At 63.5% G+C, this 14,319-nt stretch carries 10 protein-coding genes; 4 read left to right on the forward strand and 6 right to left on the reverse strand.

All coding sequences use genetic code 11. The features are described from left to right. The first annotated feature begins 1 nt into the window (after nucleotide 1). From AAFN47_RS22445 to trxA, 4 genes are all read left to right on the forward strand, one after another. Nucleotides 2-730, forward strand: a complete 729-nt coding sequence (locus tag AAFN47_RS22445) for a nucleotidyltransferase family protein (RefSeq protein ID WP_499811499.1) — start codon at nucleotides 2-4, stop codon at nucleotides 728-730. After that, nucleotides 727-3,858 (forward strand): double-strand break repair protein AddB, encoded by a 3,132-nt coding sequence (gene addB / locus AAFN47_RS22450; RefSeq protein ID WP_499811500.1) that lies wholly within the window; start codon nucleotides 727-729, stop codon nucleotides 3,856-3,858. The genes AAFN47_RS22445 and addB overlap by 4 nt, the downstream gene beginning before the upstream one ends. Continuing rightward, on the forward strand, nucleotides 3,858-7,388 hold the full coding sequence (addA, locus tag AAFN47_RS22455; protein WP_499811501.1) for a double-strand break repair helicase AddA: 3,531 nt from the start codon (nucleotides 3,858-3,860) through the stop codon (nucleotides 7,386-7,388). The genes addB and addA overlap by 1 nt, the downstream gene beginning before the upstream one ends. A 100-nt stretch (nucleotides 7,389-7,488) precedes the next feature. Then, on the forward strand, nucleotides 7,489-7,809 hold the full coding sequence (gene trxA, locus AAFN47_RS22460; RefSeq protein ID WP_220228874.1) for a thioredoxin: 321 nt from the start codon (nucleotides 7,489-7,491) through the stop codon (nucleotides 7,807-7,809). 578 nt (nucleotides 7,810-8,387) lie between these two features. On the opposite strand, the gene AAFN47_RS22465 is transcribed toward trxA, so the two are convergent. The 6 genes from AAFN47_RS22465 to AAFN47_RS22490 all read right to left on the reverse strand — a co-directional run bounded on the left by AAFN47_RS22465 (nucleotide 8,388) and on the right by AAFN47_RS22490 (nucleotide 14,309). Then, entirely contained in the window at nucleotides 8,388-9,683 is a 1,296-nt protein-coding gene (locus tag AAFN47_RS22465) for a bifunctional folylpolyglutamate synthase/dihydrofolate synthase (protein WP_499811569.1), read from the reverse strand. A 16-nt stretch (nucleotides 9,684-9,699) separates the two neighbouring features. Beyond that, a complete protein-coding gene (gene accD, locus AAFN47_RS22470; protein WP_499811502.1) occupies nucleotides 9,700-10,704 on the reverse strand; it encodes an acetyl-CoA carboxylase, carboxyltransferase subunit beta in 1,005 nt (334 codons plus the stop codon). A 54-nt stretch (nucleotides 10,705-10,758) separates the two neighbouring features. Continuing rightward, nucleotides 10,759-11,598 carry a tryptophan synthase subunit alpha gene (trpA, locus tag AAFN47_RS22475; protein WP_499811503.1) on the reverse strand — a complete coding sequence of 280 codons (840 nt, stop codon included), beginning with the start codon at nucleotides 11,596-11,598 and terminating at the stop codon, nucleotides 10,759-10,761. A gap of 8 nt (nucleotides 11,599-11,606) precedes the next feature. After that, on the reverse strand, nucleotides 11,607-12,827 hold the full coding sequence (trpB, locus tag AAFN47_RS22480; RefSeq protein WP_499811504.1) for a tryptophan synthase subunit beta: 1,221 nt from the start codon (nucleotides 12,825-12,827) through the stop codon (nucleotides 11,607-11,609). Between the two features lie 30 nt (nucleotides 12,828-12,857). Then, a complete protein-coding gene (locus AAFN47_RS22485; protein ID WP_499811505.1) occupies nucleotides 12,858-13,514 on the reverse strand; it encodes a phosphoribosylanthranilate isomerase in 657 nt (218 codons plus the stop codon). A gap of 66 nt (nucleotides 13,515-13,580) precedes the next feature. Then, on the reverse strand, nucleotides 13,581-14,309 hold the full coding sequence (locus AAFN47_RS22490; protein WP_499811506.1) for a M48 family metallopeptidase: 729 nt from the start codon (nucleotides 14,307-14,309) through the stop codon (nucleotides 13,581-13,583). Nucleotides 14,310-14,319 lie beyond the last annotated feature (10 nt).

Here is a 14,319-nt window from a genome sequence, read left to right on the forward strand (position 1 = left end):
CATGCCCAAAACAGCCATGATCCTGGCAGCAGGTCTTGGAACCCGCATGCGACCGATCACCGACACGCTCCCGAAACCGCTGGTCGCGGTCGCGGGACGGACCCTGATCGACCACGCTATCGACAATCTCGTGGCGGCCGGCGTCACGCGGGCAGTGGTGAACGTCCATTATCGCGGCGCTCAGTTGCACGAGCACCTGCAGACAGTCGACCGGATCGAGATCGAGATTTCCGACGAAACCGGGAAGCTGCTCGATTCTGGCGGCGGCATCGTCAAGGCCTTGCCTCTGCTTGGCGCCGGTCCATTCGCGATCGTCAACGCCGACACGTTCTGGCTGGAAGCCCCGGGCGGCGACGTCTCCAGCCTGCAGGCGATGGCCGACGCCTGGGACGCGGACCGGATGGACATGCTGCTGATGACGGCACGTCTGGACCAATGCACGGGATACGACGGAAAGGGCGATTTCCTGGTCAAAGCAGACGGCAGGTTGCTCCGTCACGATCGCGTCTCCGCCGATCCGGTGGTCTATCCGGGCGCGGCGATCATCCATCCGCGCATATTCGATGGCGCGCCAAACGAGCCCTTTTCTCTCAACTGGTGCTTCGACAAGGCGATCGCCTCCGGCCGCCTGTTCGGCTTCGCCATGAGCGGCCATATCCTGACCATCGGCACGCCCGAAGCGATCGGCGAAGCCGAAGCGGCGATGGCCCGGTTTGGCGCAAACCCATGACGCGGAACAATCTGTTCACGATCCCGCCCGGCGCGCCATTTCTCAAGGTGCTGGCGGCGCGTCTGTGCGACGGAACGCTAGTCCAAGGATTTCGCCATAGCGCCGACGACCCCTTGTCGTTGGCTTCCGCCGTGATCTATGTTCCGACACGCAGGGCGGCGCGCGCGCTGCGATCCGAGTTCGTCGATCTGCTGCCGGCGCCAAGCGCAATATTGCCGGTCATCCGGCCGCTCGGAGACTATGACGAGGACGCAGGCTTTTTCGACGAGACGATTGCGCAGGAAGACCTTGCGCCGCCCGTCGGCCAGACCGAAAGGCTGCTCGAACTCGCCAATCTGATTCTCGCCTGGAAACGCCAGCTGCCGAAAGCCGTCGCCGACGTGCATGGCGATCACCCGTTGCTCGCGCCGGCAAACCCCGCGGACGCAGTGTGGCTTGCCAGAAGCCTTGCCGACATGCTCGATTCCATGGAAACCGAGGAACGGCCCTGGTCGGCGCTCTCCGATATCAGCAGCGAGGATCATGCGCGCTGGTGGCAATTGTCGCTGGAATTCCTCAAGATCGCCTCGGTCTTCTGGCCGCAAAGGCTGGTCGAACTGGACAGATCGAGCGCGGCGGCGCATCGCAATGTCGTCTTGCGCGCTGAGGCCGAACGCCTGAAGAGCGCTCCCCCCGACGGACCGGTTATCATCGCCGGGTCAACGGGATCAATCCCTGCGACGGCCGAACTGATGCGAACCGTGGCCGGTCTGGAGCGTGGCGCCGTGGTGCTGCCGGGTCTCGATTTTAACATCGGCGAAGCGACATGGCCGTTGGTCGGCGGCGCGCCTCGGGACGAATTTTTCGACCCGGCGATCTGCGCTCACCCGCAATATGGCCTGTTCGCCCTGCTCGCAAAACTCAAGGCCAATCGTGACGACGTGGCGAGCCTCGCCGAACCGGATGCGGATATGGCCGTGCGCAACCGGATCGTATCGACTGCGCTGTTGCCTGCGGAAGCCACGCAAACCTGGATTGAAAGCGATCTGACACCGTCAGAAATCACGGGAGCCTGCAGGCGCATTGACCTGATCGAAGCGGCGAACGAACGCGAAGAGGCCCTGGCGATTGCAACAGCCATGCGGCTTTCGGCCGAGCCGGAAGCAGCAAGCCAGCCGCGCAATGTGGCGCTGGTGACGCCGGACCGCAAACTGGCGCGCCGGGTATCCGCCGAACTCAGGCGCTTCGGGATCGACGCCGACGATTCCGGCGGACAGTCGCTTGCCCTCACTCCGCCGGGCGCGATATGCCGGCTCATACTCGCCGCCTGCTGCCGACCGCAGGATCCGGTGGCGCTTCTGTCGTTGATGAAACATCCGCTTTCCCGCTTTGGCGGCACAGCGACCGAAGCGCGCCAAAACGCCCGCCTCTTCGAGCGGATCGTGCTTCGCGACGCCAGGTTTCCGGTCGAAACCGCCTCGATCGTCGCGGCGTTCGACCTCCGCCTTGCGGAACGCCAGGCGGAGGCGCGTCATGCGCCCTTCTGGTGGCGACGGCTGACTGACGTCGATATTCAGCGCTGCCGAACTTTCGCCGAAACCGTGGAAGCCGCTCTTGCGCCCCTGACAGGCGTGAAGGCTGCGCTGCCGGTCGCCGAATGGATCGGCAGGACGATAGAGGCGCTGGAGGCGGTAGCGTCGGACGATCGCGGCGACCTTTCGGACTTGTGGTCGGGAGAGGCCGGAGAGCAATTGTACGGCTTGCTTGCGGAAATGCTGGAGGATCGCTCGGGCCTTGCTTGCAGCGCCTTCGAATGGATGGGTATGACGCCGGCGCTGCTGGCCGGCGAGATGGTCAAACCGCGCGCTGGGAGCCATCCGCATGTTTTCATTTGGGGTTCTCTCGAGGCGCGTCTGCAGCCAGTCGACACGTTGGTCATGGCAGGCCTCAACGAGGGTACCTGGCCAGGACAGACCTCGACAGATCCTTTCCTCTCGCGCAGCATGATGACGGAGATCGGTCTTGAACCGCCGGAAAGGCGGACCGGGCTTGCCGCCCATGACTTCCAGATGAATCTCGGCGCGCCCCATGTCATCCTCTCGCGCTCTGCGCGGTCTGCAAACGCGCCAACGGTGCCTTCCCGCTGGCTGCAGCGGCTTCTCGCGATCGTCGGCGACGACGCGGCGACGGCCATGCGCGCGCGCGGCGCTCGTTTCGTGCAATGGGCCAGCGACCTCGATCTTGCCAGCGACATGCCGCTCGCCGCACGGCCAGTCCCGAAACCGCCGGCGGAGCTTCAGCCGAAGCGCTACTCCTTCAGCGAAGTTCAGAAATTGCGGCGCGACCCCTATGCGATCTACGCCAGGCGCGTATTGCGGCTCGACCCGCCGGAAGAGCTCGGCCTGGAGCCGGGACCCGCAGAGCGCGGCACCTTGTATCACGGCATCGCCGAGCAATTCGCCGCCGTGGCCGGGCAGGACGACGCCGAAGACCGTTTGCGCGACATCTGGCGACAGGCTTTCGAGGAAGCCGGCCTGCCCGCGCATATCAGGATCATCTGGCAGACGGAGTTCGAACGGATCGCCGGACCGCTGATCAAATGGGAACGCGGCCGCGCCGCCATGATCGCGACACGCCATACCGAAATTCGCGCGGCCTACGACATAGACCAATGCGGCGTGCTTTTGACGGGGATCGCCGACCGGATCGACATCGCAGATGACGGTGCTGTCGAGATCATTGATTTCAAGACCGGCAGTTCGCCGAGCCGTAAAGTGGCCTGGACCCTGCTCGACCCGCAATTGCCGCTGGAGGGAGCGGCCCTCATGGCCGGCGCCTTTACCGGCGTCGATCCTCTTGATCCGGAGCACCTGATCTATGTGCGGCTTCGTCCTGACGACAATTTCAAGGCGGAGTATGTGGACGGGTCGATCCGCGGATATCCGGACGCGAAGTCGGCGACGGATCTTGCGACGGAAGCGCTTACCCGTTTCACCGACCTGATCAACGCGCTGGCGCGCGGCGAACTCGGCTTCGCCTCGCAGATCATCCCCGACGCGACCGCTCAATATGGCCACGAATACGACCATCTCGCCCGCGTTCAGGAATGGTCCGTCCTGGAAGACAGCCCGAACGGGGACGGCGATTGATGAGCGATTCCTTCGACATCACCTGGACGCAGGCGCAGCAGGAAAAAGCGTCCAATCCGGCCCGGTCCGCATGGGTGTCGGCGAACGCCGGCTCGGGCAAGACGCATGTGCTGGCGCAACGGGTCATCCGGCTGCTGCTGGACGGTTGCCGGCCATCCGCCATTCTCTGCCTGACCTATACGAAGGCGGCCGCATCGGAGATGTCGAACAGGGTATTTGAACGGTTGGCGGAATGGACACGGCTGGACGACGCCGCGCTTTCGGCGAGGCTCGCGGATATCGAGGGGCGACGGCCGAACGCCCTGCGCCTCGCCTTTGCCCGCCAGCTCTTCGCGCGCGCGCTGGAAACGCCGGGCGGCCTGAAAATCCAGACTATTCACGCCTTCTGCGAGGCGGTGTTGCACCAGTTTCCGCTGGAAGCCAATGTGGCCGGTCACTTCGAGGTTCTCGACGAAGCCGACGCGCGACGCCTGCTTGACGAGGCCCGCGAAACCTTGCTGACAGAGGTGGCGCAGGACGCGAATGCACGGCTGGTCGATGCGTTCAGAAACGTGCTGGCCGCAACCGGTCAATGGGGCATGGAACGGCTGTTCGAGGAGATCGTCGGCGAACGTGCGGCGATCACCGAATTCCGGCTTGCGGCGGAACGCCAGGGCGGCGAAGAAAAATTGTTACGCAGGATCACGGGGCTCGATCCGGACGACACGGAGGCCTCCATATTGAGCTCCGTCTGGCCGCTCGCCGGATTTCAGGGACCAGCGCTCGCCGATTTTGCGGAAATCGCGCGCAGTCAGAAAGCCAAGCGGGCGCGCGAATTTGCGGACGGACTGATGCAAGCCGCGGCGTTGGACGATCCACAGGATCGCTATTCAGCGCTTGCCATGCTGTTCCTGACGTCGGAGGGCAAGCCCCGCAAACTCGCCTCCCTGGCGACAAAATCGATTCAGGAGGCCATTCCCGATCTGGAAGACCGGATAACAAAGGCCCAGGATCAATTCATCGCGGCGCGCGACCGGCTGCAGAGATTGCGCATGGTGCTTCTGACCTGCGACGCGCTGGTGCTCGCTCGCCGTCTCGACACCGGCTACGAAGCGCTGAAGCGCCGCGACGGCAAACTGGATTTCGACGACCTTGTCGCCCGAACCGGCGCGTTGCTGGCGCGTGACGGCGCAGGCCCATGGGTGCACTACAAGCTCGATCGCGGGATCGACCATATTCTCGTCGACGAAGCGCAGGACACGAGCCCTGAGCAATGGGCGGTGATCAGCCGGCTGGCCGCAGAGTTCTTCGCCGGTCAATCGTCGCGCGAAACGCTTCGCACCCTGTTCGCCGTCGGCGACGAGAAACAGTCGATCTACTCCTTTCAAGGCGCGCGACCGGATCTCTTCCGGATCAAGCAGCGTGAATTCAGCCTCATGGCCCGCGACGCAGACCGGCATTTCGAACAGCCGAGGCTGCGGCTCTCCTTCCGTTCGACGGCGAGCGTGCTTGCGGCGGTGGACGATGTTTTCGAGCCGGAAGAGAACCGGCGCGGGCTCGGCGAGCCAGGCGAGCCGGTCGCCCACAGCTCCCACAGAGGCGGCGAACCGGGCGTCGTCGATCTGTGGGAGATGATCGGCAAGCAGGCGAGCGACGACCATGACGACTGGCGCGCGCCTTTCGACGCGATCGCGGAAGCCGCGCCGCCGGCGGAACTCGCGCGCCGGATCGCCGGGACAATTGTCGGCTGGCTTCGCAAGGAGGAATGCATCGTGCGCTCCGGCGCGAAGCGCCCGATCAGCGCGGGAGACATTCTGGTGCTGGTGCGCAAGCGGGACGCCTTCGTCAACGCGCTGATGCGCGAATTGAAGAAGGCGCAGATTCCCGTCGCCGGCGCGGACCGGCTGGTGCTGACCGGACATATCGCCGTACAGGACCTGATGGCGCTCGGTCGGGTTATGCTGTTGCCCGGAGACGATCTTTCGCTGGCCGCCGTTCTCAAGAGCCCGCTGTTCGGTTTTGACGAGGACATGCTGTTTCGCCTGGCGGCCGGACGGCCGGAACAGGCGAGCCTGTTCGATCATCTCGCAACGCTTGCGGAAACAGAAGGCGACGTCTGGCGGGGAGCGCATTCCCGGTTGACCGGACTGCTTGCGATCGCCGACGCCGCCTCTCCCTTTGAATTCTACGCGCGCCTGCTTGGACCCGACGGCGGCAGACAGCGCTTCCTCGCACGGCTCGGCACGGAAGCCAGCGACATTCTGGACGAGTTTCTTTCGTTCTGCCTCGATCATGAATCCGGCGACCTTCCGGGTCTGCAGGCCCTGATCGCGTCGCTGGAAAACGCCTCTCCCGTCATCAAGCGCGAACTGGAGCAGGGGCGCGACGAAATCCGCATCATGACGGTGCATGCCTCCAAGGGGCTCGAGGCGCCGGTGGTCTTCCTGGTGGATTCCGGAGGAAAGCCAGCCGACGAACGCCATGCGCCGCGTCTGCAGACGCTGCCGATAGAGGCCGCAACCGGATTGCCGGTGTCCGCGCCGCTCTGGATTCCCGGCAAAAGCTATGCCAACAGCGTCGGCGACGCCGTGAAATCGGACTGGCTTTCGGCCATGGACGACGAATACCGGCGGCTTCTCTACGTCGGAATGACGCGCGCCGCCGACCGGCTGATCGTCTGCGGCTATCACGGGATCAAGGTCCCCTCCTGGCGTCACTGGCACGCGATCGTGAAAGACGCCCTCTCGGAAAGGGCCTCCGCATCGCCCGAGACTTTCAGCGCCGGTGGCGCGCAATGGGAAGGGCTGCGCTACACGCTGCACGACGCCGAGGGCTTTCAGCTGCAGTCGGGCGCGGCTGCGCCCGAAAGCGACCATCCGCCGCTTCCCGACGCGCTTGGCCGACCGCTTCCGAAGCCGAAGCGCTTGCCGCGTCCTTTGACCCCGTCATCGACGGGCCTTGCGGTCGAGGCCGAACCGTCCGACGCGCCGGTCATGACGTCGCCCTTCGACAACGAGCGGGGCGACGAGCGGCCGCTGGAGCGCGGCCGGATCGTTCACAGGCTGCTGCAGCTTCTGCCCGAACAGGCGACTGCCGAGCGGCGGCGTCTGGCCGCCCGCTATCTTGAGCGGGCGCTTCCCGACTGGAGCTCGCAGGACCGCGAAGCCCTCGCCGACAACATTCTTGCGATCCTGGAGAATCCCCGGTTCGCTCCGGTGTTCTCCCCCGCAAGCCGCGCCGAGGTTTCGATGATGGGCACGCTGGAGATCGCCGGCGAGCAACGGGCAGTCTCGGCGCGGCTCGACCGGCTGGCCGTCTCGGAGGGCGAGGTGTTGATTGTCGACTACAAGACCGACCGCAACGTCCCGGCCGACGAAAGCGAAGTCGCCCAGGTGTACCTGACACAGCTTGCGCTCTACCGCGCGCTGCTGCAGCCGATCTACCCGGACCTGACGGTGCGCGCGGCGCTTCTCTACACGGAAGCTCCACGCCTGATCGTCTGCGACAACCGGCGCCTCGACGAGACGCTTTCAGCGCTGTCGACAATGTGAGCGCGTCCGCCTTGAAATTCTGCCGGCCGTGTCTGATATTAGGCCCAACGACAGGGTCCGATTCTTTGCGGGCCCGATTTCAATTCGAAGGAGCAAATTCATGGCCACTGTGAAGGTCGATAATGCAAATTTCGAGAAGGAAGTCCTCAATTCCGCCGAGCCGGTGGTTGTCGACTTCTGGGCCGAATGGTGCGGACCGTGCAAGATGATCGCCCCCAGCCTGGAGGAAATCTCTGCGGAGATGGAAGGCAAGATCAAGGTCGCAAAGCTTAACATCGACGAAAATCCGGAGCTCGCCGCCCGCTACGGCGTGCGTTCGATTCCGACGCTGACCATGTTCAAGGCCGGCGAAGTCGCCGACATGAAGGTGGGCGCTCTGCCGAAATCGGCGCTTTCCAGCTGGATCAGCGGCGCCGTCTGAGCGGACTCACTTTTTAGACATTCAGCCCGCAAAGCCGTGCGGCCTTGCGGGTTTTTCTTTGCCCTGTGGAGGCTGGCTTTGGGTCGCAAAGGCTGATTTTTCCGAGAGACCGGATGGATCCCGGCTCGGGGGCCGGGATGAGGGCGGGAAGGAAAGACGCAAAGGCGTCAAGCCTTTGTTATTATTACATATTCTTCTTTGTGATTACAGCGCGCACGCACGCCATTCCTTCTCATTTGGCTTTGTTTCGGTAATTCCGCTTTTTCGCTCGCTGGAGATCTGGCTTCGTTTCGGGAATCGGTGATTTGCAATCTGTACCCACCCTCTGAAGCCCGGAAAACCTGCCTCCGTCCAGCTGGCTGGACGCGACAGGACAGGGCGTTCATCCAATCTGGCTTTGTTTCGGGATTTTCAGTTTTCCATCTTTCAGGACGGTCTGGCTTTGTTTCGGGAATCGGCGTTCGTCACCGTTTCTGAACGCTTGGGCCGACACTGAATCCCTGTTGCGAAAGGTGCAAGCATAGCACATCCAGCCCAAAATTACACCGTAAGTTCTGTCTTTGTTCCGATCATCGCGGCTACTGCGGCGGAGTTCCGTTTTCGGCGAGGATCTCGCCGACCAGGTAGAGTGAGCCGCAGATCAGGATGCGCGGCGGGACGTCGAGCTTTTTCCAGTCTTCGGCCATCAGATCGAGCGCCTGGTAGACGTCGATGGCCGGCTGGGCAGTCAGGCCCGCCCGCGCCGCGTCGTCGGCCAGCGCGACCGGATCGATGCCGGCTTCCGAGCCGCTGACAGGTATGGCGTAGACGTGGCGCGCCATATCCTCGAAGACGCGGAAATAACCGAATGGATCCTTTGTATTGATCATGCCGGCTATGAGAAACAGCGGACGCGAAAAACGCTCCTCAAGTTCAGCCAGGGTTTCGGACACGACCACGGCCGCGCCCGGATTATGGCCGCCGTCGACCCAGATTTCAGCTCCGGGCAGCGCTGCGTCGACGATCCGGCCGGACGCCAGGCGCTGCATGCGACCCGGCCAGCTGACAGTGTGCAGGCCTTGTTCGATCGCTTCGGGCGCGCAGGCGAACCCCGCCGCCCTGATCGTGCGGATGGCGGCGGCCGCATTGGCGATCTGGTGGCGGCCGTTCAGCGCCGGCAGATGAAGGTCGAGCAGGCCGGTCTCGTCCTGATAGACGAGGCGTCCATGTTCTTCATAGGCCTGGAAATCCTGTCCGTAGACGCTCAACGGGCTTCCAAGCCTGTTGGCGGCTGAAACGATCGTTTCGCGCGCTGCGTCCTCGGACTGAAAGCCGACCACAACCGGACGTCCCGGCTTGATGATTCCGGCCTTCTCCGCTGCTATCAGCTCCACCCGATCGCCGAGAAAGGCCTGATGGTCGAGCGCGATCGGCATGATGAGGCTGACCGCGGGATCGCTGAGGATATTGGTCGCGTCGAAACGCCCTCCGAGACCGACTTCAATGATTGCGACATCAGCCGGCTGTTCGCTGAACAGCAGGAACATGACAGCGGTCAGGATTTCGAAAACCGTGATTGGCTGGCCGCCATTGGCCTTGGCCACGCGTTCGATGGCGTCGGCGAAGAGATCGTCGTCGACAAGCTGACCCGGCCTCGATTTCGACGCAATGCGATAGCGCTCATGCCAGTTCACCAGATGCGGCGAGGTGTGGACATGCACGCCAAGGCCGGCCGCCTCCAGGATGGACCGGCAAAAGGCCGTGGCCGACCCCTTGCCGTTGGTGCCGGCCACATGAATGACGGGCGGCAGACGGTCCTGGGGATCGCCGAGGCGGCTCAACAGTTTACGTATGCGTTCGAGCGTAAGATCGAAACCCTTCGGATGAAGGGTCATCAGTCGTTCGATCGCTTCAGTCGCTCTTGTCTTTGTCACCTGGCTCCGATCCGGCGGCGTCGGACGTCTCGATTTCCTCGTCAACAGCGGACGACGCCGCTGTTTCAGTCGGCGGCGCTTCGGCTTCCGGCTCCTCGACGACTGCCTCAGGACCGACAGGTTCTTCAAGCGCGGGCAGGCCCATCAGCATCCTGAGCAGGCTTGCTAGCGTGTCCGGCAATTCGTGGCGGGTCACCACCATGTCGACCATGCCGTGTTCCATCAGATATTCCGATGTCTGGAAGCCTTCGGGTAGCTTCTCATGGACGGTCTGCTCGATGACGCGCTTGCCGGCAAAGCCGATCTCCGCGCCCGGTTCGGCGATATGGATGTCGCCGAGCATCGCGTAGGACGCCGTCACGCCGCCGGTCGTCGGGTTGGTCAGCACGACGATATAGGGCAGACCAGCCTCTTTCAGCATTTCCACCGCGACCGTAGTCTTGGGCAATTGCATCAGGGAGAGAATGCCTTCCTGCATCCGCGCGCCCCCGGAAGCGGGAAACATCACCAACGGACATTCGTTCTTTATCGCCATTTCGAAGGCCTGGACGATCGCCTCGCCTGCAGCCACGCCGAGCGAACCGCCGATGAAGTTGAAATCATGCGCGCAGGCGACGAGCTTCAGTCCCTTGACCGAGCCAATGCCTGCGACGATGGAATCTTCCAGACCAGTCTTTGATCGGTTGTCGCGCAGCCGGTCAGTGTATTTCTTGGAATCGCGGAATTTCAGCGGATCCTGCTGAACCTGCGGCGCGGGCAACTCTTCGAATTCGCCCGCATCGAACAGATAGCCCAGACGCTGTCGCGCTGTAACGCGCATGTGGTGTCCGGACCCCGGAATGACCCACATGTTTTCCTCGAGATCGGTGTGAAACACCATCTCTCCGGTGGAAGGACATTTGATCCAGAGGTTTTCCGGCACCTCCCGGCGGCCAAGCATGGAGCCGAATTTCGGCCGGACAAAGCTGGTAATCCAGTTCAAGGCGAACTCCCGTGCAAGAGATATTGAGCTTTACATCTCTTCATATTTGGTGATTTATTCGGCCGCGGCAAGGCGTGCGGCGCGAACGCCGTCGGCCAGAGACCGAACCAGGTCGGTCACGGCCTGCACTGAATCACCGGTCGCACGGCCTTGATCGTCCAGCGAACCGGCGATGGCGTTGACGATGGCCGTTCCGACAACAACGCCGTCCGCCGTCGCGCCGATTGCACGCGCCTGCTCTCCGGTCTTCACGCCAAATCCGACACAGACCGGAAGCTGCGTATGACGCTTGATGCGCCGAACGGCGTCGCCCACCTTGTCCGTATCGGGCAAGGCGGAACCGGTGATTCCGGTCATCGAGACATAGTAGACGAAGCCCGACGTATTGTTGAGAACGGTGGGCAGACGCCGGTCGTCAGTGGTCGGCGTCGCCAGACGGATGAAATTTATTCCCTTTTCCAGCGCCGGCAGACACAATTCGTCGTCCATTTCCGGCGGCAGATCGACGATGATCAGCCCGTCGAGGCCGGCGACAAGCGCATCGGTCAGGAAACGGTCGACGCCGTAGATATAGATCGGGTTGTAGTAGCCCATGATCACGATCGGCGTATCGTGGTCGTTTTTGCGAAATTCGCGGACCATCTCCAGGGTCTTCGCCAGGGTCTGGCCGCCCTTCAGAGCCCTTTGTCCCGCCGCCTGGATGGACGGGCCGTCGGCCATGGGATCGGAAAACGGCGCGCCCAGCTCAATGACGTCGGCGCCGGCCGCCGGCAGAGCTTTCATGATTTCCAGCGAAGCGGCGAAATCCGGGTCGCCGCCCATGAAATAGGTCACAAGCGCCGGGCGTCCCTCCGCTGCCAGCGCCGCAAACCTTCTGTCCATACGTTCGGTCATGTCCGCTCCTACAACTCGATGCCGAGGTGACGGGCCGCGGTGAAGACGTCCTTGTCTCCGCGGCCGCACAGATTCATGACGATGATCTGATCCCGGTCCATATCCGGCGCCCGCTTGATGACTTCGGCCAGCGCATGCGACGGCTCGAGCGCGGGAATAATGCCCTCGACGCGCGTGAGCCGCTGGAAGGCGGCCAGCGCCTCGTCATCCATGATCGGCACATATTCCACCCGGCCCATATCCTTCAGCCAGGAATGCTCCGGACCGATGCCCGGATAATCGAGGCCGGCGGATATGGAATGGCCCTCCTCGATCTGCCCGTCTGCGTCCTGCAGCAGATAGGTGCGGTTGCCATGCAAAACGCCGGGGTTGCCGGCCGTCAGCGAGGCGCAATGTTCTTCCGTGTCGAGCCCCTTGCCGCCGGCTTCGACGCCGACGATCGCGACCTGCTTGTCATCGAGGAAGGGGTGGAACAGGCCGATGGCGTTGGATCCGCCGCCAACGGCTGCGACCAGAAGGTCCGGCAGGCGGCCTTCAGCCTCCAGGATCTGCTCGCGCGCCTCGCGGCCGATCACGGACTGCAAGTCGCGCACCATTTCCGGATAGGGATGCGGTCCGGCCGCAGTGCCGATCAGATAATAGGTGCTCTCGACATTCGTCACCCAGTCGCGCAGCGCCTCGTTCATCGCGTCCTTGAGGGTGCCGTTGCCGGCCTCGACGGGGATGACCTCGGCGCCGAGAAGCTTCATGCGGAAAACGTTGGGCGCCTGCCGCTCAATGTCGGTCGCGCCCATGTAGACGACGCAGGGAAGTCCGAAGCGCGCGGCGACCGTTGCGGTGGCGACGCCGTGCTGACCGGCGCCCGTCTCGGCGATGATTCGGGTTTTGCCCATCCGTTTGGCGAGCAGAATCTGGCCCAGGCAATTGTTGATCTTGTGGGATCCGGTGTGATTGAGCTCGTCGCGCTTGAAGTAGATCTTCGCGCCGCCCAGTTCCTCTGTCAGCCGTTCGGCGAAATAAAGCGGGCTCGGCCGGCCGGTGTAATGGGTGTTGAGGTTGTCCAGTTCGCGCTTGTATTCGGGATCCTTCTTTGCGAAGGCCCAGGCCTCCTGCAGGTCGAGGATGAGCGGCATCAGGGTTTCGGCAACGAAACGACCGCCGAAAATTCCGAATCGGCCATCCTCGTCGGGACCGGCGCGAAATGAATTCGGTTCAATGGGCTTGTTCACGGACACTTCCACATCATAGCGACTTGCACATCAGGCAGCGGGCTGGTTGACAGCCGCGACCTTTTCGAAGAACCGGGAGATCAGGGCGCTGTCCTTGACCCCCGGAGCGGATTCCACACCCGACGATATGTCGATCGCCGTGGCGCCGGTGGTTTCTAGGGCGGCGCGGACGTTGCCCGCATTGAGACCACCGGAAAGCATGTAATCGACGTCGCCGTCAAGCGTGCGCAGCAGCGACCAGTCGAATGAGACGCCGTTGCCGCCCGGAAGCTCCGAGCCCGCGGGCGCCTTGGCGTCGAGCAGGAAACGGTCGGCGACGCCGCGCCAGGCCTGTATCGCCTCGATATCGGCCGCGTCGCGGATCGAAAAAGCCTTGATGACTGGCAGGCCGTAGCGCGCGCGGACCTGGCGAACGCGTTCCGGCGTCTCACCGCCGTGAAACTGCAGATAGTCCGGTTTGACCTCATCCACGATCCGGTCGAGGACGGCGTCGTCGGCGTTCACGGTGACGGCCACGACGGACGCACGATCGCCGATTCCCCGGCGCAGGCGGCCGGCTTCTTCCGGCGTCACGTTGCGCGGGCTTTTCTCGAAGAAGATAAAGCCGATAAGGGACGCCCCCGAGGCAAGCGCCGCCTCGATGGTCTCTTTCGTCTTCATGCCGCAGATCTTGACCGTCGTCGTCATGCGCCGCTCGTCGCATGAATCCGTTGCAAAGTCGAGAGTTTTCGTGGTTTGGCGGGGCGACGAAGCCTAACCGAAATCGACGGCGTGAAGCGCCGAACCGTGGCGCTTCAGCCAGGTTTTCGCCTCCTCCGTGCGCGGGCAAAGCGTCCGGCAGAGATGCCAGAAACCGGGACCGTGATTCATTTCGCGCAGGTGCGCGACTTCGTGCGCGGCCAGATAGTCGAGCACGTGATCGGGCGCCATAATGATGCGCCAGGAAAAGGAAAGGTTGCCTTCCGAGGAACAGGACCCCCAGCGGCTGCGCGTGTCCTTGAGGCGGATGGCCCTGGGCTTGCGGCCAAGGGCGGACGCATGACGGGCGACGGCGGCCTCGAGCTCCGCGCGGGCCTCGCGCCTCAGATAATCGACGACCCGTCGGGCCAGATGTTCAGGCGCGCCGCCGACGAACAGAATGCGCCCCTCACCGGTCTCGCGGACCTCGGTGAGGCCCCGCAACGCGCCGGTGCGACGGATAGTGTGCTCAACGCCGCGAATTTGGATCGAGCCGCCGTCTGCGAGCGAACCCGGCCTGGGCAATTTGCCGAGCCGGGACGATAGCCAGCCATTGTTGCGCAGGAGGAACCGCTCGACTTCACGGTCGCTGACGCCTGGCGGCACGGTCATGCGCAGGGCCCGGCCGCCCGGTTCGATCCTGAGCGTGAGCCGCGTCGCACGGCTGTGTTCCCGGATCGTCAGGGGCAGTCGCCTGCCGGCGACGGCGATGTCGCGTTCCTTCGGATTGGCTGGCAATGTCATCAACCGGTTT

Origin of the sequence: Hoeflea sp. CAU 1731 (genome assembly GCF_039888615.1) — a bacterium.
Lineage (GTDB): Bacteria > Pseudomonadota > Alphaproteobacteria > Rhizobiales > Rhizobiaceae > Flavimaribacter.

Bases quoted from the DNA above. Each gene is read 5' to 3' on its own strand.
- addA (WP_499811501.1), top strand. From the start codon at position 3,858: ATGAGCGATTCCTTCGACATCACCTGGACGCAGGCGCAGCAGGAAAAA.
- AAFN47_RS22465 (WP_499811569.1), bottom strand. From the start codon at position 9,683: ATGACCCTTCATCCGAAGGGTTTCGATCTTACGCTCGAACGCATACGT.
- trxA (WP_220228874.1), top strand. From the start codon at position 7,489: ATGGCCACTGTGAAGGTCGATAATGCAAATTTCGAGAAGGAAGTCCTC.
- addB (WP_499811500.1), top strand. From the start codon at position 727: ATGACGCGGAACAATCTGTTCACGATCCCGCCCGGCGCGCCATTTCTC.
- trpA (WP_499811503.1), bottom strand. From the start codon at position 11,598: ATGACCGAACGTATGGACAGAAGGTTTGCGGCGCTGGCAGCGGAGGGA.
- AAFN47_RS22490 (WP_499811506.1), bottom strand. From the start codon at position 14,309: ATGACATTGCCAGCCAATCCGAAGGAACGCGACATCGCCGTCGCCGGC.
- AAFN47_RS22485 (WP_499811505.1), bottom strand. From the start codon at position 13,514: ATGACGACGACGGTCAAGATCTGCGGCATGAAGACGAAAGAGACCATC.
- AAFN47_RS22445 (WP_499811499.1), top strand. From the start codon at position 2: ATGCCCAAAACAGCCATGATCCTGGCAGCAGGTCTTGGAACCCGCATG.